Origin of the sequence: Paenibacillus donghaensis (assembly GCF_002192415.1) — a bacterium.
Lineage (GTDB): Bacteria > Bacillota > Bacilli > Paenibacillales > Paenibacillaceae > Paenibacillus_AQ > Paenibacillus_AQ donghaensis.
Map to the genome: position 1 here is coordinate 2,397,220 of NZ_CP021780.1, position 20,249 is coordinate 2,417,468.

Here is a 20,249-nt window from a genome sequence, read left to right on the forward strand (position 1 = left end):
AAAGAAATATAGAATCTGGAGGATGCACAATGCCAGCTGAACATGCCAAGGAACAAATACTAGGCGCTACAATCCATCTTTTAAATCAAGAAGGGAACACAAGTAATATCACAGCCCGCAAGATTGCGGCAGAGGCCCATGTGAATCTGGCTATGATTAACTACTACTTTGGCTCCAAGGATGCCTTGATACATTCGGCTGTCGATACAATTATTAATGAACGCGCACAGGAGTTGAAGCAGGCCGATCCGCCGGATGCTTCGGCTCGGGATAAACTGAAGAATTTCCTTACGCAGTTATCAGATCTAACGCTCAAATATACCAAGCTGACCAAGGCATCGATTCCCTATGTCTTGCTGCAGGGTGACATCGATCTTCCCCATTACATTCTGCCCTTTATCCGGGAGCATTATAGAGAATCCCGCAGCGAAACGGAATGCAGAATCATTGCCTATCAACTGATATCCTTTTGTCAGCTGGCATTCTATCGGTCAACGGATTTCATGAGGTACCTGAGTTTAGATGTCAGCGATAAACTGCAGCGAGATGATATGCTGGACACCCTTCTGAAATTGCATCTGCCGTTTGACGAGAAAGAGGGTAATGAAGAAGGAGGGCGGCAGTAAGATTGCCGTAGAACAGACCCTCGAAACTCTCTATGAGCGGCAAAAGAGTCTGCCTGTGCGCATAGACAGCATTTATATAGAGACCAAAGAAGGTGACGGGATAAGCAGATGCTTACGCCCGGACAACAGCTACAAGGACCGTAAGAAGCAATACAGCTACGCTGAGTTTAGGCAGCAACCGGAATGCGAGCAGACCGGGGACCACTAGAAGGGAGCAATGAAAGATGCAAGCTATACTTCACCGGCATTGGCCGGACTGGGAAGGACAGGTGCTCAAACGGGAGGGCGGCTGGAATAATACGACTTATTTCGTGGAGCAAGGCGGGCGGAGGGCTGTACTGCGCATCTATGATACGCATAAGGATCGAACCAAAATCGAATTCGAGCACGCGGTGCTTCAAGCGCTGGCCCCGCTGCAGCTGCCGTTCAACGTGCCTGTGGTTATCCGTACGGTTGCGGGGGATACCGTAGCGCAGCTGCAGGATGGTAGCGGTAAATATGCCTGCCTATTCGTCTACATGGAGGGTGATTCACCTGCGGCGCAGGCTGTGGACTATATGTATTCCTTTGGAGATGCGGCGGGGATCCTGTCGTCAGCACTAGCTGAGGTTCAGATCGGCAGGACTCCTGTTTACCGCCCTTACTACGCACTTGCACAGGCTTACCCGCTGTGTACCCGAGAAGTCATTGAGCAGCTGTGCTTAACTCCCCCAGAACCTCTGAAAGAGGTGCAGGCCGAGCTGCAGATTCTGTATGAGGCCTATCTGGAAATCGCAGATTCGCTCCAGGGGCTGGAGCAGCTGCCCCATCAGCTGGTGCACGGAGACTTGAATGCCTCCAATCTGCTTCTCCAGCAGAACGATGTTAGCCAGGTGGCTGCGCTGCTCGATTTCGAGTTCTGCACCTTCGATGTGCGCGCCATGGAGCCGGCAGTCATTCTGTCGGCACTGCTGGAGCAGCCTGCAGCGGTAAGGGACTTCTGCCGGGGATTCACCCGTCATATCTCTTTAAGCGCTGATGAGATCAATGCCCTGCCTCTGTTGATGAAGCTGCGCAAGGTCGATGTGTTTCTGCATTTTGTCAGCCGCTTCCTGGAGGGGACCGATGGGCCGAAGGTGCTGCTGGAACAGGCAGTCCAGCTCTCTGCAGAGCTCAACCGATTGACAGAAGATTGTGGCTGGGTGCAGGAGGAGCTGAGAAGGGCTAAATTTCGGGTACAATGATCCGATAACATAAGAGAGTTTACTTATTTTAGGAGAATTGGAGGTTGTGGAATGAACGTATCATTTCCCTCGCACCCAAGGTCCTCCCAGACATCAGGTTATTCACTATCGCAGCAAGGGAAGACATTGTCCTCAAGGCCAGAGCAGGAGGACTCCCGTGGTGGAGCACGGATGCAGAGCAAGCAGAGGAGGAGATCCAGGAGAATCCTCAGCTGCAGCAAGAACTCCTTGCCTACACCGATGCTGCTGGGGTAGGCAAGGAGAGCGTTCGAACCATACTGGATACGTTTATATGAGGAACGTCCGTACATAGAGCTGTGGTTATAAACCCAGTCGCTGGCCTTTCTCCAGCCGGACAATATGCTGCTCCCCTTGATCGGCCAGCGCTCTGAACTGTTCAATGGTCTCACGCATGGCAGGGAGCGCCTCCTGCTTGTAGCTGCTAATGGAATCGAGCGCAGAGAGGACGTCGGTGAAGGCTTGTTTTAATGTGTCAACGGAAATACTGCTTTCCAGCGATTGGTTGTGAATGGCGGCACCCTGATCCTTTAACATTTTGGAGGTGCCGCTGATCAGCTGGTCCGTGGTTTGATTGAGCAGCTCGATCTTGCGCAGTACAATCTTCTGGTTATATAGGGCGCTGGCTACGGTGACCGATATTTTGAGCGCGGAAACCGTAACATTGCGCGCCCGGTCCACACCGCGGATCAGTTCTTTATTGTTGCGGATGACCACCTCAATCGCCATAATGCCCTGCTGGTTCACGACCAGCATCTGCTGCAGATCCATCACCCGCTGGCGCAGCGGAAACAGCACCTCCTCCGTAATAAAGCGGACCTTATCCTCCGATTCACTGCGAGCTTTAGCCGCCTCAATCTGTGTCTCGATCTGTTCATCCATCAGCATGCCCAGCTGTATTTCCTTCTTCAGCCGTTTGGTCAGCTCCCGCAGGGACTGCTGCTCGAATTCCAGGGTGGTGTTGTCATTTCTCAGGACGGCCTTGCCTTTATCCAGCGAAGTGATGATGTCCGAGATCACAGCATCAGCTTTCTGGTATTTGGCGAAGTAGGCGCGCAGGGGATTGAAGAATTTGCCCAGGAAACCACTTTTGGCAAAATCAACAACGCTCGGGTCCAGATCCTTCAACTGCAGCTGAAGTTCCGTCAACCCTTTGGCGACCTGGCCGCCTTCATCGCCTGTTTTGGATAGATGACCTACGGACACCTGCAACAGCGCGTTTTTATCCGAGGAGGATCGCATGGTGTTCATCCCGAAGCTGTCGATGGCTTGCAGCACATTTTTACGTTTCTCCAGAGACTCGATATCCAGCTCCAGGATCGTGGCAACATTGCTTGCAGCCAACTGCTTCAGCTCAGATATTTCCTCCGGCTCGGGTGTAACCTCCACTTCGATCGCCGATTTAAGCTGCTCCGTACTGATGACTTCCATCGTAAAAGACATGACTAATCCTCCTTGTATCCCTGTGAATTACATTTGCACATTAAGCAGATTGCCGATTTTGTAGACTACATCATCCGTATCCGCATTGATGCTATTCGCTTCATTGATGCTTGAGATGCTTTCCAGCGCCTGAATATTGGCATTGTAACCAATCGTATAGATCGGGATGCGGTAAGTCTCGATCAACTCCCGGATCTCATTGAGCGAATGTCCCTGATTGGTTTCTCCGTCGCTCAGCACAAAGATCACAGGCTTCAGCCCCGGATGCTGCGCCAGCTCTGCTTGCAGCATATGGATGGCCACCGCAATGCCGTCAAAAGTAGCCGTTCCCCCGTTCGCCTGCAGACTGTTGATCGCGCCCACAAACATCGACTGTTGATTGGTATCATATACGCCGATAGGCAGCTGGATTGAAACGTTGTCCGAATAGGATACGAAGCCGATGCTGTTGTCCCGGCCGAGAAACTTCTGGCCTTTCAATAGCGATTCTTTCAATCGCTGCAGCGGCTCCCCGCTCATACTCCCGGATACATCAGCTACGAACACGGCGGCAATGGGCTGCTGCGCATTTTTCTTCTCCTTCCATACCTTCTGGGCAGCCGTCAGAGTCGCGCCGTCCACCGGCGCCAGCTCGGAGACATAATCGTCCAGTCCGTTGAATCCTTTGTCTGCCGCCAGCTTCTGATACTTCTCCTGCTCTGCAAATGCGGCGAAGGTAGTGAGGATATCCAGCTTCTCCTGCGGCAGCTCACCCAAGGCATACAACGGACTGTCATGACGCACCCCAAACGGAGTGAAGACATAACCGCTCTTCAGGTCTGGCGTATTGGCATAGGTCTGGTATTCCAGCACAAAAGCATCCAGCATCCCGGTTGTGGCTGCATCCCTCATCTGGAGCGTCGTTGAGGCAATAAAAGGCACATTGGCCTGGAATTTCTCGAAGCCTGCCACAGCCTGCGCACTCAGCAGATTGCTGCTGTCGAACGTGCCCAGCGCAGACACCAGGAAATTTAAGCCTGTTGAACTGGCAAAAGGGTCGGTGTAGCCCATCGCCAGCTCATTGTCGGCAATCGCCTCCGTGATTGTTTTGACGTTAAGCGAGCCGTATTTCTCAACCAACTTGTTGTATTTGGCCTCATTGGTGACCACTCCGGCTACATTTCCCGCCAGTCGTTTGGAGATCTGCTGGACGTTTATGCCCGCTGCTGCGACCATTTCACCCCACAGCTCATTGGAAGGGGTGAAGGCGTCAGGCACGTATTTGCCGGAGCGGATATAATCGGCGGCTGTGCCTGAGGCGATATTGCGGATACGGACGGACACGGTGTTCCCGTTCACCTGCGGGCTGCCCGAGTTGAAGGCTGCCGCGACCTCATTCAGCCAGCCGTCATTGCCGGTCCCGGATTTCTCGGTAGAGGAGAAGATTTCTACGAAATGCTCCGATGCATTGGGTACGGAAACCGCAAACTTGGAGATATCCGGCAAGGATTCGGCCACATCTACCGGATCAAGGTCAATCTGACCCTTGACGGGGTCTGCTACAGTAACGTTAATATTGCGGTAGAGCTTATCCAGCTGTTTCGCGGCATCCTCTGCTGTGATCTGTGTGCTGCTTTTGCCCCAATTGGAGGTGAAGCGGATGCCGAAGTAGATCAGCGCAAAAACAGCGAGCGCAATCACCCCCAGCAGGGCCAAGGCTTTTCCTTTCCTAAGCATATTCATCTTCCTCTCAGGACTTGTAGGCTTTGGTCTGCCTTATCAAAGCTTCGATTTCCTTCATACCGGGCATATCCGCCGCCGCTTGCACCTCCGCACTGCCCAGCAGCGAAAGCTCCAGCAGCAATTGATCCAGCTTCAGCAGGATCTCTTCATTGATCCGCAGATAACCTGAAATGTGACCAATATACTCGTTGTAGAGCTGTGTTCTCGCTTGAATAAGCGTGGCCGGCAGCTGCGGCTGTGTCTCTTGATTGGTGAAATCTGAGAACTGTGACGCTTCAACCACGCTTAGCTTATTTACAATCCCACGGATATTCGCATAGAACAGCTTCTCGACCTCGCCAATCACGGCCATAAACTTTTTGTAGCTTAGCTCCATCGGCTCAAACCGCCCGCGCAGCAGCTCTGTGAGGAGATGTACTTTCTTTTGCATCCGTTCCAGCTGGCTTATAGCAAGCGATACATCCGATTTCAGTAGTTTAATTCTGCGGAAGCGGGTGAGTGCGGCAGTATATTCCTCAGGGGTGGCCGGGTTCTGAACAGGAATTAGGGGGACAGGCCTCAGCAGCAGAGAGTAACTCCCATAGAGCATAACCAGCAGGCTGATGAACAGTACAGTCAAGCCTGAAGCGGTTTCGAGAGCGCTTGAACCTCCAAGCTGTAGGCCTATGAGGCCAGGGGAAAGCACAACAATATTGACGATCACCGTCACGGCGACCAGGGCTGTAAGTTTCATGTATTTCGCGCTGTTCCTCATACTTTCCACCTCCAGAGCGGCGGCGCTGCCGCGGGCGTCTGTTAGATGGATATGCTCCGGTTAATCCTGTAATGACAGTAACCTCAGATCAGGGGCTTCATTTGACGCAGGGGGAGATGATTCTGTCTTGACAGACAAATGTTATGGCTCCATAATATTTTTATGGGAAAAAATTCAATATCACTGATTCGGGCATGGGTCCGTTATGATGAAGCGATGAATGCCTATAACCAGCTGCTGCGCAGGCAGTTTCAAATCTCCGGCCTGCAGCTTGCCATTCTGCGAATGGTTGCCGAGCATGCGCCCTTGCGCCTCCGGGAACTGCGGTCACAGCTGTCGCTTCATCCGGCAACACTTGGACAGGCTGTGGACAGTCTTGTGAAGAAAGAGCTGCTGGAGCGTTATGCTGATCCGCAGGATGCCAGAGGCAGAGTAGTAGCCGTTACCGCTTCGGGGAAGGAGTTAATCGCCGCCGCTCCGCTGGCGGGTCCGGTCCGTATCCGTTATGCGCCGGAGGATGCCGAGAAATACGAGCGCTTGGAGCATGCGCTGAATGAGCTGGTGGAGTTGTTTGGGTTAGAGCCGTGGAGCAAGTGAGCAGGCCAGATGTGCAAGAAATGCGAGTAGACAAGTAACCTTATGAGGGAGAGGATTAGCATGAATATGCTGGGTGTGGATAATATTTTTCTGCAGGTGGGAGATCTTGCGCTTGCGCTGGCTCATTACGTCGATGGTTTAGGATTTGAACTAAAATGGAAGATGGAAGACAAGGGGATGGCCATTCTGAAGATCGGTGAGGAGACACCGGGATTGATCATAAGAGTGAATCCAGCCGCAGGTAATGCGGGAAGCACCGCCGCTGCGAGTTTCTGGGTGGAGGTCTCCGATGCAGCTGAAGCTGCCAATGAACTGGAGCAGCGTGGTATTACGCTGAACGGTCCACCTTTTCAGATTGGAACAGGATGGGTAGTAGAGGCCGCAGACCCTTGGGGCAATGTGGTTGGATTTACTGATTATCTGCTGCGTCCGCAGCTTGGACGTCTGAGTGGTCAAGGGTAAGTTACAAGGAGGTTAGCCCATGGGCTGGGAATATGGAGTTATCGTTACGGAGACAGCCGAGATCCCCCAGCTGATCGGGCAGCTGGCAGAAGCGCTGCAGGGTGCAGGAGGTTACCAGACCATGCAGCAGGCGGAGCGCGGTTTTGTGCTGCAGCAGGAGAATGAGAAGTGGCCGGCGGCCCTTCAGGTTTGAGTTATAGGCTGGCCTAGACCCAGGCTTCAGAAAGCAGCGGTAGGATCAAACTTCGAAACCACCATTGAAGTAGATTCAGTTTCTCCCAATAGGTGTAATGATTCTCACAAACTCAATATAGCAGGAGGAGGCAAGAAGCAGATGTCTTTACAGCAGTTACTAATCGATCATTCCATGTCGCTATCACAGGAACTTATACATATGCTGGAGCTGCATAGAGCAAGCCGGCAGGGATTAGATCAAGTGGATGATGATACAAATGAAGTGAATGAGTGTTTTCGCTGCATGACTGACGGCGAGGTGGCGGAGATGCTGGGGCTGTTTGCGGCCATGGAGGTCTATCAGGATATTGTGCCATTCTGGACGGATGATCAATCCAATTACATTGGGATATATGGGCGTGGACCGTTGGCCTGCCGTGTCTGCCACATCTCACACGAGGAAACGGATGTTGCGCCTGCTTACCGGAACGTAGAGTCCTTGATAGCGGAGCTGGAGCAGCATCCGGAAGCCGAATGGGAGGAACTCTCTAAGGATTATCCGGCGTTGACACCGGCAGAAACAGCAGTGGAAGAAGCCGATTTGGCGGCGGTCCGGGAATTGGAACATCAGCTGGAGGTTAAGCAGCCGGATGATGATGTGCGGTGTCAATGGATTAATAGTATTCTCGCTGTGATGCCCCGTGCGAATGCTGCTGAGCTGCTCAAGTATCTGAACGATGAGGATATGTTTGTGCAGGAGTGGACTGCTGAGCTGATGGGCTTATACGGACTGCAGGAAGCGGAAGCTCCCTTGCAGGAGCTGTCCTTGAGCGGCATACCCAATGCTGCACCTGCAGCCACACGGGCCTTGGTGGCGATCCGCAAGGCGCGATATATGAAAGAGAGCTGAAGGGTGAAGAAGTATATCTAAATGTTATTTTATTACATTTATTACAAACAGCAGCCGATTCCGGTTGCTGTTTGTAGTTTGAATATATGGCTAAAACGCCCATTTCGTTACTACTTATGCCTCCATTTGATTTGAATTTAGAAGATTTAACTTCGCAGTGGTTTCCTAAGTCCAGACCCATAAATTAGTTGCAAAACTGGTTACTACTTAGGACCCCAGCCATCCCCAAGTAGGTTTGCGCCTTCGGAGTAGTACAACAGAAGTGGCTATGGGGAAAAACTACCGTTAATACCTGGCTCATGCTCGATTGTCGTGGCTTGTAGGGAAAAGTTACCACTACATCGTCCATTTAGGGTTTTTCGGAGCGTTTAGGACCTCATTAGTGGTAAAAATTCCCTATAAGTCACCAGAACGCCCAACCTTCGTCCAACTAGCGGTAGAATTTCCCTATCATTCCTCACTGGACCTAAGTAGTAACCAAAACTGCATCTAATCACCTGATTTTTCACGTTTTGGAGCAAATAGTTGCAAAAAGGGTTACTACTTAGGCCCCCGCGAGACTCCAAGCCCTTGAACTAGGTAACCTGCATTCTAGCGGACCGTATAGCCCCTATTTCCTCCTATCTGCGATCTTTTGACGTCTTACGGACCGTATAGCCCCTAAGTCGTCAAAACAGGCTCTAAAGCGAGGGTTTTCTGTGATATAGAGGCTCCTGGGTCCGTTAATCCTGCAAAACGGCCTATGTACAGCAAATAGAGGCTCCTGAGTCCGCAACCATCTGAAATCGAAGCGAGGGTTACGAGCGAAGAGGGCTAGGGGACCTAAGTAGTAACCAAAAAGGCACTTAATTCGAAGAAGGAGGCTGTTCATGATCGTTACTATTTCTATTCAATTATGGATGGAGAACCGGATGAGTCTGAAATTATGTCGAGTTACGGCTTGAAAGCTCAATATGCGCGCAAGCAGGTAAATGAAGAGTTATCTATCCTTAACGATAATATATCGGAGTATAACAATGGTAACTTATTAGTTTACGAAATAAGCAAAGACGTTGAGAACGTTGATAATTCTAATAAAATTGTTGAATTTCTAAAGAGCAAAAATGTCAATTCCGGTAAGGTATTGATTGTCAATCTGGAGGGCCGAATGAATCTGGAGTTTTATCTTCCCATTGGCAATCAAACGGCCGAAATCCTATTTACGGTTGAAGATCTGGACGGATTAGCTAGGTTTGTAAGTCAGTCCCCTTAATTTCATCCTATTTCTGCAGAAACGGATGCCGCCTCTTTCAAAGTACGGCGAAGCCATATCTTCTTGGCCTAATTTGTTTACATTTCGTGTAATATATATATACTTATAATTTAAAGAGTTTCATATCCGGGAAACCGGCAGAGGGGGATAAGATGAGTTCATTCATTAAAGTAGGGATTGTAGGTTACGGTAATTTGGGCAAAGGTGTACAGCAGGCTATTGCGCAGAATCCGGATATGGAGTTGGTGGCGATTTTTACGCGCAGAGATCCGCAGCAGCTTGCTGAGTTGACCGGCGTAGTTACGGAGCATATTTCTGCAGCCGAACGATACATAGGCCAAATCGATGTGATGATTCTGTGCGGCGGTTCGGCTACGGATTTGCCGGAGCAGACGCCGCAACTTGCCGCGATGTTCAACACAGTGGACAGCTTCGATACGCATGCCAGAATTCCCGAGTTCTTCAGCGAGGTGAATCAGGCTGCCCTCAACGGAGGAAATGTCAGTGTTATTTCTACAGGCTGGGACCCAGGGTTGTTCTCGATGAACCGGCTGCTGCTGCAGTCGATCCTGCCGGAGGGTGAAGAATATACCTTCTGGGGCACTGGTGTGAGCCAGGGACATTCCGATGCGATCCGCCGTGTGCCTGGCGTGAGGGCAGGGGTCCAATATACCGTTCCGGTACAAGCGGTAATCGATGGCATCCGTGCCGGTGAAACCCCACAGCTGACTACCCGCGAGAAACACCGCCGGGAATGTTACGTGGTAGCGGAAGAGGGTGCAGATCGCGGAGAGATCACCAACACCATCGTGAACATGCCGAATTACTTCGCAGATTATGATACAACCGTCAGTTTCATAACTGAGGAGCAGCTGGCGAAGGAGCATGCAGGCATGCCGCATGGCGGATTCGTTATCCGCAGCGGTGTCACAGGGACTGGAAGCAAGCAGATTGCCGAGTTTGGGCTGAAGCTGGACAGCAATCCAGAATTTACAGCCAGCGTGCTGGCAGCCTACGCCAGAGCCGCTGTGCGCTTTAGCCGTGAAGGGGCCGCAGGTGCCAAGACGGTGTTTGATATTCCGCTCGGCTACCTGTCTCCCCGGTCTGCCGAGGAACTGCGCCGGGAATTGCTGTAAGGACAAGCTGAAATAGCAAGCAGAAGCGGGTGCCATCCTCTGGGGGAAGGCACCCGCTTCTGCTTGCAATCGGTGTCCAGCTTAGGACATCGCCTGCTTCTGTGATTTTGCTGCACAAGCTTTTACTACTTCGGCCTTGGAATGAGGAGGCTATCGATGACAGCACTATGGTGGTTTCCTAAGTACAAACCGCAAACTAGTGATTTAGTTGCGTAAGCGCAACTAAATTGTGGATTTCTTCCGTTTTGGAGGAAATAAGTGTGAAAAGGCATCTAATTTGAGTAAATGAGCGTAAAAGGCTTGATTTACTCAGAATTAGTTGCAGATTTGCACTTATTCGCCATCTGGCCCGTGATCGGCTGGAAATAGATGCACTTTTGCAGTTATTTACGCCGAACGTTCCAGAGCAACTTTTTTAAAGTTGACTGGGACTAAATAGTAACTGCATTGTTACTACTTAGAGCCCCCTTGTGTTCCATGTGTTCCTCGTCCGAGCCTGTCATACAACACTGCGCGACAAGGAGGCTAAGAATAACAAATGAAGGCCGTCGCCAGTAACCCCGCTTAACTTTCATACTACTAACGGACTCAGGCGCCCCTATTCAAGCCGAACCCCACTAGTTAAGGCCTGTTTTTCCGACATAGCGGCTATGCGGTCCGTTAGATTCCAAACCAGCGCAGAAATGAGGAAATTGGAGCTATACGGTCCGCTAGGACGTGGGTTACCTGAAGTTCGGGTGGGGGGGATGGGTTAAGGTACCGCGATACCCTAACCTTCTCGAGTAACCTTCTACATCCTCGCAGGGCCCTAAGTAGTAACCACATTTGCAGCTATTTGCTCCGAACGTTCCAGAGTAACATTTTTAATGCGGGCTGGCAGTCTTAAAAATGAGTTTACTATTTATGAATGGCATGGAAGACACCCAAAAGACCCGCTGAAGACCTTGCCAATAATCAGGCAGATCTCCTAGCGGGTCTTGCTGTATCTAGAGGGGCGCTAACGCCTAAACGATTCCCTGGGCCAGCATCGCATCGGCAACCTTCAGGAAGCCGGCAATATTGGCACCGGCAACCAGGTTGCCGGGCACACCATATTCGTCCGCGGCATCTACGGCACTGCGGTAGATAGAACTCATAATCTGATGCAGCTTCTGGTCGACCTCATCAAAGCTCCAAGCCAGACGCATGCTGTTCTGGGTCATTTCCAGACCCGAGACGGCAACCCCGCCGGCATTGGCCGCTTTGGCCGGTGCGAACAGTACATCATTCTCCAGAAACAGCCCAATCGCTTCCAGCGTGGAAGGCATGTTGGCCCCTTCGCCAATCGCTTTGACTCCGTTCAGGATCAAGGTCTGCGCGGAAGCCAGATCCAGTTCATTCTGGGTAGCACAAGGCAGGGCAATATCGCAAGGCAGGCTCCAGATTCCGTCGCACCCTTCGATATATTCTGCATGAGGATGCTCCTTGACGTATTCGCTGATCCGCAGCCGCTCGACTTCCTTCAGCCTTTTGACTGTGTCCAGATTAATGCCCTGAGGATCATGAATGTATCCGCCCGAATCACTGCAGGCCACCACCAAGGCGCCTAACTGTTGAGCCTTCTCTATGGCATAGATGGACACATTGCCGGAGCCGGAGACAACGACCCGGCTGTCCTTGAAGCTCATTCCTTGTGCCCCCAGCATCTCCTGCACGAAATATACACAACCGTAGCCGGTAGCTTCCTTGCGGGCCAGGCTGCCGCCGTAGAGCAGGCCCTTTCCGGTAAGAATACCTGCCGCATGGCCACCGTGAATCCGTTTGTATTGGCCGAACATATAACCGATTTCACGGGCGCCAACCCCGATATCGCCGGCCGGCACATCGGTATCTGTTCCAATGTGGCGGTACAGCTCAGTCATGAAGCTCTGGGTAAAACGCATGATTTCCTGATCGGATTTATCCTTGGGATCGAAGTCGCTGCCGCCTTTGCCGCCGCCCAGGGGCAGGCCGGTGAGCGAGTTTTTGAAAATCTGCTCGAAGCCAAGAAATTTAATAATACCCAGATAGACCGAGGGATGGAAGCGCAGACCGCCTTTATAAGGGCCGATGGCACTGTTGAACTGGACGCGGAAGCCACGGTTCACGCGGGTTGTGCCGGAATCGTCTACCCAGGGAACACGGAAGCTGATTGTACGCTCCGGTTCAACCAGCCGTTCCAGAATACCCTGCTGCATGTATTTGGAATGCCGCTCCAGAACCGGAACAAGACAATCCAGGATTTCCTTAACTGCTTGATGGAACTCGTGCTCCTGCGGATCGCGTTGCTGAACCTCGGAATATATGCGCTGGACGTAGCCGGCTGCCGAATCTGGGGTTGCTGTAGTTGTTGAAGTGGTTGAAGAGGGTGAAGTGAAAATAGACATCTGGGGTAACACTCCTGTCTGAATAGCGGATTTGTTTAATTTAAAAGAATTTTATAAAACCTGACATCAATTTACCAATCAATTCTTTTTGGCACGGCCATCAAAAAAATCTATGAATCTAACATAATGTGTTATAAATATACACTTTTTAAATATTTGTTGCCACTGAGAATTATTATCACCTATAATAAAAGTCATGTCTGATATAGAAGAAGGTGAGGGAAACGGTACAATTAACAGACCATTTAATGTTATGGAATCATGCCTCTATCTTGGTTAAGGATGTGCGTCATGCGATGATGGAGATTGGAGAGCAATTCTCCTACCGTTTGCCTACTAGCGTGTTCCTCTATACGATCAAGGGCAATGCCCGCCTGAAGCTGGATGGGTCGGAGCATGCCGTCAGCGGCTTTCATGTGCTGCATGGAGGCAAGGGTGGGGTTCTTGATATTGTCGCCGAAAGTCTTTTCGAATATGTTCTGATCCTCTATAGAGCCCATTTACCGCTTCCGGGCCGCCGGGAACTGCTTCGAATGCTGGAGGCCAGCAATCCTTTTCAGATGCAATATGCATTCCATCCCCAGCACCCGCTGGTTCTATTCGATACCATAACCATGATGAACAAGGTCTGGCACCGGTCTAATTCCCTGGAGAAACTGCATGTCAAAATTATGTTCTATCAGTTTGTGGTAGAGGTGATGGGCCAGCTGTCAGAGGAGCGCATACATCCACAGAAGCCGGATCTGGCCGCGCAGGCCATCCGTTACATACATGAGCATTACGATGAACAGATTACGCTTGCTAATTTGACAGAGATCCTTGACTGCAGTTCTAGACAGCTACTGAGGATGTTTAAGAGTAGGGAGAATACCAGCCCCATTGATTATCTGATCCGATTCCGCATGAACAAAGCTCAGGAACTGCTGCTCGGCACCGACGCTACACTCCAGGAAATTGCCCAGCGGGTAGGGTACGCAGACAGCTATTATTTCAGCAGATTGTTCAAAAAGGTGGTAGGCTTGTCTCCCTCCCGATTCAAGGATACTGTTCATAGCGCACCCGGCCGTCGGGATAATCCATTCGATGTGTCGATATCCTCTATTGTTGATCAAAAGCTGCAACGGTATATTGATAGTGAATATGATAATCATTATCAATATAAAAGGGGAGATTTACGAGTGTTCAAAAAGCAACGCACACCTATGACAGTTACCGTAATGATCGTTTTAATCTTGTTGATGAGCGCTTGTACAGCCGGAACGGCTAACAATAAAACAGCCTCGAACGGGAATCCGGCAGCAGGCAGCAATTCGGCGGCAGTGGCAGCATCAGCAACACCTGCTGCAGCAAGCGACGGCGAAACACCTCGGATGGTGAAGCATGCGATGGGAGAAGAGGAACTGACAGGCACCCCGGCACGGGTTGTTATTCTGACGAACGAAGGAACCGAAGCGCTGCTGACTCTCGGCATCAAGCCCATTGGCGCGGTGCAATCCTGGGTGGGCGATCCGTGGTATGACCATATCAAGGATGAAATGCAGGATGTAACGGTGGTGGGGGATGAGCTACAGCCCAATATTGAGCTGATTGCCAGCCTGAAGCCGGATCTGATCATTGGCAACAAGGTCAGACAGGAGAAAATCTACGAGCAGCTGAAGCAGATTGCGCCTACCATTTTCTCGGACGATTTGGCCGGTGATTGGAAGATTAACTTCAAGCTGTATTCCGAAGCTGTGAACAAGCAGGCCGAAGGTGAGCAGGCTATGGCCGCCTTCGACAAGCGCGTTGCCGATGTCAGCGCCAAGCTGGGCAGCAAAGCGGAAACGAAGGTATCCATTGTACGTTTCTCGGCAGCGCAGGTACGGATTTATCAGAAGCAATCGTTCTCCGGCGTGCTGCTGGAGCAACTGGGGATAGCCCGTCCGGCCTCTCAGGATAAGGACAGCTTCATGGAGGTCATGTCCAAAGAAACGATTCCAAGTATGGATGGCGATGTGCTCTTCTATTTCGTTACGGAAGCGGCAGGCAGCACAGAAGCGGCAGCGGTAGTTGAGGAGTGGAAGAATGATCCGCTGTTCAAGAATCTGAATGTCTCCAAGAATGACAAGGTCATTCAAGTGAACGAGGCCATCTGGAACACAGCCGGTGGTTATGAAGCGGCCAATCTGCTGCTGGATGAGCTGGTAGCCTATTTCGAAGTGGAGTAACTTATGAGGACAAGGAGCAAGCTGAGCACCGCTACCCGGCGGCTTCAGCTTGCTCCTTGCTATGGAAGGGATTAAGGCCGATGAACGTAATGATTCGCAGCCGCAGCCGCAAGCTTGCGGGTTTGGCTGCTGGCATGATACTGCTGGCTGTAATGATGCTGTCAAGCATCCTGTTTGGCCTCCAGCAGTTTGGAATACAAGAGTTGTGGCAGGCCTATGCTGCCTTTGACGGCTCGAACGAACATCTGATTCTGACGACTACCCGAGTGCCGAGGACTTTGATTGCCGCCGCTGTCGGAGCTTCGCTGGCCGTGGCGGGAACGCTGATGCAGGCGTTAACCCGGAATCCGCTGGCATCGCCCTCCCTGTTTGGCGTGAACTCCGGCGCTTCCCTGTTTATTGTGATCGGCATTGTTGCTTTTGGCCCATCGCTTACGCTTGGCAGCATGATCTGGATTGCCTTTGCCGGAGCGGCAATGACCTCTATGCTCGTATATGCGCTAGGCGCAGGTGGGCGGAGGGGATTTGAACCGGTAAGACTCACCTTGGCCGGGGCAGCTGTCGCCGCATTTGCCTCCTCTGTTACCTCAGGCCTGATTCTGATCAACAAGCAGTCCCTGGAATCTGCACTCTTCTGGATGATTGGCTCTGTCTCGGGCAGGAAGCTGGAGCACCTGCTGATTGTGGCTCCCTACATGGCAGCCGGACTGCTGTTGTCGCTGCTGCTCTCCGGCGCGCTGAACGTAATGGCGCTGGGTGAAGAAAGTGCGCGTGGATTGGGGCAGCGAATGCTGCTGCTGCGGGCATGGACTGCTCTGGCAGTGGTCCTGCTGGCCGGGAGTGCTGTAGCTGCGGCAGGACCAATTGCTTTTGTCGGGCTGGTCATTCCCCATCTGTGCAGGTCGCTCGTCGGCAATAATCACCGCTGGCTGCTGCCTTATTGCGCGCTGACCGGCGCATTGCTGCTGGTCAGCGCCGACTTGGCTTCCCGGTTTGTTCTCATGCCGAAGGAAATTCCGGTTGGTGTGGCAACAGCCTTAATCGGTGTGCCCTTCCTGATCTATATCGCAAGGAGGGGCAGATATGAATAAGCAGCGAAGAGGGCGACCTGTAATACTGCTGCTGACACTCGCAGCGCTAACGATAGGTTTAAGCCTAGTATGTTTGTCCGTTGGGTCGGTGAGCGTACCCGTGAAGGAAGTTATATCTGCTTTACTCGGACTCCATCCGCAGAGCAGTGAGTTGATTGTAATGCAGCTGCGGCTGCCGCGGGTGCTGGCTGCCCTGCTGGTCGGCGCGGCTCTGGCCGTTGCAGGCACCTTACTGCAGGGCGTTATCCGCAACCCGCTCGCTTCACCGGACCTGCTCGGCGTCTCCGGCGGCGCTTCGGTGGCGGTGGTTGCTTTTATGATGTTGGTGACCGGCTCCAGTGTCCACTGGGTTCCGGTCATTGCGATTGGCGGAGCTTGTATAACCGCATTGATTAATTACACACTGGCTTGGAAACATGGAGTCTCTCCTTATCGCCTGGTGCTGATTGGGCTGGGAATATCCACCGCTACCGGCGCATTGACCATGTTCTTGTTGATCAGCGGACCGGCTTATCTGGCTGCCCAGGTGCTGAACTGGATGACGGGCAGTGTATATGGAACCAACTGGACTTATATTCAGGCGCTCTGGCCATGGATGGTCGGGATCATTCCTTTATCGATGTTCTACGCCAGAGAGTTGAACATTCAGGCTTTGGGTGAAGGGACCGCTATCGGACTTGGCAGCAGGCTGCAGATCAGCAGGGCGGTCGTGCTGTTCTTCAGCGTTGCACTGGCAGGTGCGGCCGTGGGAGTAGCTGGTACGCTGTCTTTCATCGGCCTGCTGGCCCCGCATATCGGCAGGAGGATTGCCGGACATTCCTACACGCTGCTTATACCGGTGTCCGCCTGTCTGGGGGCGATTATTCTGCTGCTGGCGGATCTGGCCGGACGTATGCTGTTTCAGCCGCTTGACATTCCGGCAGGGGTATTCACGGCAGGAGTAGGGGCTCCGTTTTTTATGTTTCTGTTGTTCCGGGGCAAACGAGACTAATACCTAACCGAACGGCAGGAAGATTTAAACCACTATTGAATCGTGGTATTATGCGCCGGATACGCTGGAATGGGAGTCTGCCGAACTGGCCTATTCCGGCTTTCTCGGCTGGCTGGCGGAAGGAGCTCTGAAGCTGTTTTACCGGCACCGCCGCTGTTATTCCTCGACAGCCTGCATGAGCTTATAGATCTGCCGTGTTGTATTGACATTTCGGATTGTCATTTGCATGTACAGCTTGGTGCCGATAAGCTTGTTCATCCCGCTGCGGGTTACATCCTCCCTGCTGACGGAATAAAGCACGGCTCCGGGAATATACAGCACGGTGCCTACACCCGGCTTCAAAGGAAGCAACTCCAGGATGGAGACCTCATCGACTTCCTTCCACAGGAACATCACATCGCTTTTCATCTGATCATCATTGGTCCAGGAATCCGGCAGTGCTTCAATGACTGTGCGGATTTCTTCGATTGTACGGACAATCACGCGGATCTGCAGCCCGAACTCGGCAGCGATCGCCTCCTCCAGCTTCAGCGGCAGCTCCAGAGCGGACATCTCCTGATTCGAAAAAACAATATTGCCCGAATTGATATAGGTCTTCACATGGTTCATGCCTGCTTGTTCAAAGGTTGTCTTCAGCACCTTCATGTTGACCGGATTGTTCCCGCCTACGTTAATGCCCCGTAATAAAGCAATATAGATCATCTTTATCCCTACATTTCCTGTGGTTTGTCTTGTCCATACTCGGTTTTATTATACAAATGATCGTGCCCGCAGGCCAGTGGGGCAAGCGGCAGAAGAGAGGGGCTGCTTGAATTCGGCAGCCTTGGCGAAGTCGGGCAGCTGACCGCTGTGTCCACAGAGCAGGGCATTTCTGAATCCTACACTCCCGCCGTCGTTGAAGCCATCCAGCCTTATATTGAGGAAGCGGTGGCAAGCTTGTGTGAAGACCATCCCGCGCGGAGCACTACTATACGGTTGCCCTCGAGAAAGGCTGGGAAGGCAGTCATTATCAAGTCAACCCGGAAGAGGCTTCCAACAAGAAGATCGGATGTCATGTGAATAAATAACCGTCTGCTGGACTCAGGTAAAGGATCGTCTCTGAAGAGGAAACGGCGTATCGTGAAGCGATAGACTATATCTGCGGACTATGCTGAGCTTGCGATGGAGGAGTTCACTTGGCTGGTGGAGGCGGAAGCCAAGGAGGATTATGAGCGGGAACAGGTGATTTATCGGCTGTTTGGCGGGGAGAAGAAGCTCGCTGACCTGCTGAAGAAGGCAGAAGGCCCGCTCAGGAAACAGCTTGCGTTGCTGGTGAAGGAAGGGTGATTGACAATCCGCTGGACCTAAAGATATTCTAAGCTGGCCTAAAACACACTATAACAGTTAGAATATAAATAGTAGCAATAGACGCAATCAAGTGGACAGGCTGGGTCTGCCCACAATTATCGGAAGCCAGGTGAACAGAATGACGGACAAAAGTATTATTTTTTTTGATATTGACGGTACGCTGCTGGATGAGGAGAAGAAACTTCCACCCACAACCAAACAAGCGATCCTTGAGCTGAAGGCTTGTGGCCATGATGTGGCCATCGCTACCGGGCGGGCCCCTTTTATGTTTGAGGAGCTTCGCCAGGAACTGGACATTGATACATTTGTCTGCTACAACGGCCAATATGCCGTGCTGCGGGGAGAGGTGATCCATAAGCACCCTCTGGACCCGCTGTCGCTGCAGGTCTTGACCGATGTGGCGTTATTACATAATCATGCAATTGTGTATATGGATCACATGGATATGAAAGCCAATGTTCCAAACAATGAATTTATTGCCAGCAGTTTTGGCACGTTCAAGACCAATCTGCTGCCTGCCCATGATGCGAACTATTATAAGGACAGAGAGATTTATCAGTCCCTGCTTCTCTGTCAGGAATTAGAAGAGTCCTATTATGAAGAGGTCTTCCCCTCGCTCCACTTCGTCCGCTGGCATGCTAATGCCGTGGATGTTGTGCCTACCGGTGGCTCCAAGGCCAAGGGCATTGCCAAAATCACAGAACTGCTGGGCATCGCGCCGGAGCATCAATATGCTTTTGGCGATGCGTTAAACGATGTCGAGATGCTTAGCACTATCGTCAACAGCGTGGCTATGGGCAACGGGATGCCCGAAGCCAAAGCGGCCGCCAAATATATCACGAAGCCGGTTCATGAAGACGGAATCTGGCATGGGCTGCGAATGGTTGGCCTGCTGTAAGCCCACCTCAAGTGCGCGCAAGCCCATCTCGCTAAATTGGAGTGGGCTTTTTTGCTGTGAGCTTCGAGTGAAATTCCTCGCAACTGCATTTAGTGCAGCTATTCAAGGCGGAAATCGGCCAAAACTTCATTTTAACTGTATTCGCTGCAGCTATTCCTGGCCAAAACTCGCTTTTTTCTCAAAAGGGGCCGTTGCAACTGCACGGAATACAGCTAAACCGCCTCCAAGCCCTCAAATCGCTAATATAGCTGCACGAAATGCAGTTAACGCTCCTGCTGCCTCTATGACAACCAGGCAAGTGGAGCAGCCGCAGCAATTCTGGCCGGTGATGTAGTCACAGGAGGCTCAGAGCTGAACAGTTCAGATAACCGGATTTATCCCCTCACTTGTTGCAACAGCTGGTCGAAACAGCTATAGAATTCTTCCGGATTCCCCAGATACACGTTATGGTGCGGGTGCGACATTTCAAAGGCTATACAGTTTGGGATCAGCTCCTGCATTCTGTAATAATCCTTATCCGGAACGGCTTCATTATGTTTGGCTCTGACCAGCAATACCGGACAAACGATCTCCGGCAATAAGGAGTACCAGTCCACATTGTAAGCCATATTGGCCGCCATGGCCTGGGAGCTGAACATCATCTGATACCCCGCGGACGTTTCGGTCAGGCTGCTCAGGAAATACTGGGAGCTTAACTCGGAATCCAGTGCTTCCCGGATATATCTCTGGGCATCGCTTAAGCTCGCAAAAGGCAACGGCCAATCCTGAGTCACCGGATCAAGCGCCGGGATCTGTTGCAGCGGCATTTCACTTCGTGTGACCGGACCGGACGCAGATTTATCAAGCAGAGCCAAGCCCCGTATGTACTGTGGAAACTGCGCCGCCACATAACCGGCTACTTGCGCGCCCATGGAATGGCCGGCGAGTATAACCGAATCGATATGCAGAAAGTCCAGAAGCTCGACCATATCCTGCGCCATTTCTTCTGCCGTA

Annotated in this window: 22 protein-coding genes and 1 pseudogene; 16 read left to right on the plus strand and 7 right to left on the minus strand. The window is 51.7% G+C overall.

Annotation, left to right across the window (positions count from 1 at the left end):
• The first annotated feature begins 29 nt into the window (after nt 1-29).
• The 4 genes from B9T62_RS10380 to B9T62_RS10395 are packed head-to-tail and all read left to right on the plus strand — an operon-like array spanning nt 30 to nt 2,145.
• Nucleotides 30-626, plus strand: a complete 597-nt coding sequence (locus B9T62_RS10380; RefSeq protein ID WP_087915191.1) for a TetR/AcrR family transcriptional regulator — start codon at nt 30-32, stop codon at nt 624-626.
• On the plus strand, nt 604-834 hold the full coding sequence (locus B9T62_RS10385; RefSeq protein WP_087915192.1) for a hypothetical protein: 231 nt from the start codon (nt 604-606) through the stop codon (nt 832-834). Before B9T62_RS10380 ends, B9T62_RS10385 begins: the two co-directional genes overlap by 23 nt.
• 16 nt (nt 835-850) lie before the next feature.
• Nucleotides 851-1,849, plus strand: coding sequence for a phosphotransferase (locus tag B9T62_RS10390; protein ID WP_087915193.1), 999 nt, complete (start codon nt 851-853; stop codon nt 1,847-1,849).
• Nucleotides 1,850-1,893: 44 nt separating this feature from the next.
• Nucleotides 1,894-2,145 carry a hypothetical protein gene (locus tag B9T62_RS10395; RefSeq protein WP_087915194.1) on the plus strand — a complete coding sequence of 84 codons (252 nt, stop codon included), beginning with the start codon at nt 1,894-1,896 and terminating at the stop codon, nt 2,143-2,145.
• A gap of 25 nt (nt 2,146-2,170) precedes the next feature.
• Here B9T62_RS10395 and B9T62_RS10400 read toward each other — a convergent pair whose 3' ends face one another.
• From B9T62_RS10400 to B9T62_RS10410, 3 genes are read right to left on the minus strand one after another with little or no spacing between them, the layout of a single operon-like run.
• Nucleotides 2,171-3,310, minus strand: coding sequence for a toxic anion resistance protein (locus tag B9T62_RS10400; RefSeq protein ID WP_087915195.1), 1,140 nt, complete (start codon nt 3,308-3,310; stop codon nt 2,171-2,173).
• Between the two features lie 27 nt (nt 3,311-3,337).
• The gene (locus tag B9T62_RS10405; RefSeq protein WP_087915196.1) at nt 3,338-5,026 is read right to left on the minus strand and encodes a vWA domain-containing protein; all 1,689 of its coding nucleotides are present in this window, start codon (nt 5,024-5,026) and stop codon (nt 3,338-3,340) included.
• A gap of 13 nt (nt 5,027-5,039) precedes the next feature.
• Nucleotides 5,040-5,786, minus strand: a complete 747-nt coding sequence (locus B9T62_RS10410; RefSeq protein ID WP_087915197.1) for a hypothetical protein — start codon at nt 5,784-5,786, stop codon at nt 5,040-5,042.
• A gap of 162 nt (nt 5,787-5,948) precedes the next feature.
• Between B9T62_RS10410 and B9T62_RS10415 the strand changes: the two genes are divergently transcribed.
• From B9T62_RS10415 to B9T62_RS10435, 6 genes are all read left to right on the plus strand, one after another.
• Nucleotides 5,949-6,383, plus strand: coding sequence for a MarR family winged helix-turn-helix transcriptional regulator (locus B9T62_RS10415; protein WP_157685552.1), 435 nt, complete (start codon nt 5,949-5,951; stop codon nt 6,381-6,383).
• A gap of 60 nt (nt 6,384-6,443) precedes the next feature.
• Nucleotides 6,444-6,845: a VOC family protein gene (locus B9T62_RS10420; protein ID WP_157685553.1), complete on the plus strand. Its 402-nt coding sequence runs from the start codon at nt 6,444-6,446 to the stop codon at nt 6,843-6,845.
• Between the two features lie 19 nt (nt 6,846-6,864).
• Nucleotides 6,865-7,038 carry a hypothetical protein gene (locus tag B9T62_RS38915; RefSeq protein WP_157685554.1) on the plus strand — a complete coding sequence of 58 codons (174 nt, stop codon included), beginning with the start codon at nt 6,865-6,867 and terminating at the stop codon, nt 7,036-7,038.
• Between the two features lie 141 nt (nt 7,039-7,179).
• Complete coding sequence (locus tag B9T62_RS10425) at nt 7,180-7,929, plus strand: SMI1/KNR4 family protein (protein ID WP_087915200.1); 750 nt, start codon at nt 7,180-7,182, stop codon at nt 7,927-7,929.
• A gap of 925 nt (nt 7,930-8,854) precedes the next feature.
• Complete coding sequence (locus B9T62_RS10430; RefSeq protein ID WP_169834363.1) at nt 8,855-9,181, plus strand: hypothetical protein; 327 nt, start codon at nt 8,855-8,857, stop codon at nt 9,179-9,181.
• A 152-nt stretch (nt 9,182-9,333) separates the two neighbouring features.
• Nucleotides 9,334-10,317 carry a diaminopimelate dehydrogenase gene (locus B9T62_RS10435; RefSeq protein WP_087915202.1) on the plus strand — a complete coding sequence of 328 codons (984 nt, stop codon included), beginning with the start codon at nt 9,334-9,336 and terminating at the stop codon, nt 10,315-10,317.
• 1,004 nt (nt 10,318-11,321) lie between these two features.
• Here B9T62_RS10435 and gdhA read toward each other — a convergent pair.
• Entirely contained in the window at nt 11,322-12,722 is a 1,401-nt protein-coding gene (gene gdhA, locus B9T62_RS10440; protein ID WP_087915203.1) for an NADP-specific glutamate dehydrogenase, read from the minus strand.
• A gap of 296 nt (nt 12,723-13,018) precedes the next feature.
• Between gdhA and B9T62_RS10445 the strand changes: the two genes are divergently transcribed.
• The 4 genes and pseudogenes from B9T62_RS10445 to B9T62_RS10460 form a co-directional block, all read left to right on the plus strand.
• Entirely contained in the window at nt 13,019-14,929 is a 1,911-nt protein-coding gene (locus B9T62_RS10445; RefSeq protein ID WP_245864413.1) for an AraC family transcriptional regulator, read from the plus strand.
• 80 nt (nt 14,930-15,009) lie between these two features.
• The gene (locus tag B9T62_RS10450) at nt 15,010-16,020 is read left to right on the plus strand and encodes a FecCD family ABC transporter permease (RefSeq protein ID WP_087915204.1); all 1,011 of its coding nucleotides are present in this window, start codon (nt 15,010-15,012) and stop codon (nt 16,018-16,020) included.
• Entirely contained in the window at nt 16,013-17,011 is a 999-nt protein-coding gene (locus tag B9T62_RS10455) for a FecCD family ABC transporter permease (protein ID WP_087915205.1), read from the plus strand. The genes B9T62_RS10450 and B9T62_RS10455 overlap by 8 nt, the downstream gene beginning before the upstream one ends.
• Nucleotides 17,012-17,054: 43 nt before the next feature.
• A pseudogene (locus tag B9T62_RS10460) lies at nt 17,055-17,156 on the plus strand (DUF2625 family protein); the annotation flags it as partial.
• A gap of 11 nt (nt 17,157-17,167) precedes the next feature.
• Here B9T62_RS10460 and B9T62_RS10465 read toward each other — a convergent pair.
• On the minus strand, nt 17,168-17,713 hold the full coding sequence (locus B9T62_RS10465; protein ID WP_087915206.1) for a DUF1697 domain-containing protein: 546 nt from the start codon (nt 17,711-17,713) through the stop codon (nt 17,168-17,170).
• Between the two features lie 48 nt (nt 17,714-17,761).
• Nucleotides 17,762-17,962: a hypothetical protein gene (locus B9T62_RS38920; RefSeq protein WP_157685555.1), complete on the minus strand. Its 201-nt coding sequence runs from the start codon at nt 17,960-17,962 to the stop codon at nt 17,762-17,764.
• A gap of 210 nt (nt 17,963-18,172) precedes the next feature.
• On the opposite strand from B9T62_RS38920, the gene B9T62_RS38925 reads away from it, so the two are divergent.
• A complete protein-coding gene (locus tag B9T62_RS38925) occupies nt 18,173-18,337 on the plus strand; it encodes a DUF6138 family protein (RefSeq protein ID WP_157685556.1) in 165 nt (54 codons plus the stop codon).
• 139 nt (nt 18,338-18,476) lie between these two features.
• Nucleotides 18,477-19,256 carry a Cof-type HAD-IIB family hydrolase gene (locus B9T62_RS10470; protein WP_087915207.1) on the plus strand — a complete coding sequence of 260 codons (780 nt, stop codon included), beginning with the start codon at nt 18,477-18,479 and terminating at the stop codon, nt 19,254-19,256.
• A 374-nt stretch (nt 19,257-19,630) separates the two neighbouring features.
• Here the strand turns inward: B9T62_RS10470 and B9T62_RS10475 are convergent, their stop codons facing one another.
• Nucleotides 19,631-20,236: an alpha/beta fold hydrolase gene (locus B9T62_RS10475; RefSeq protein ID WP_245864414.1), complete on the minus strand. Its 606-nt coding sequence runs from the start codon at nt 20,234-20,236 to the stop codon at nt 19,631-19,633.
• Between the last annotated feature and the right edge of the window lie 13 nt (nt 20,237-20,249).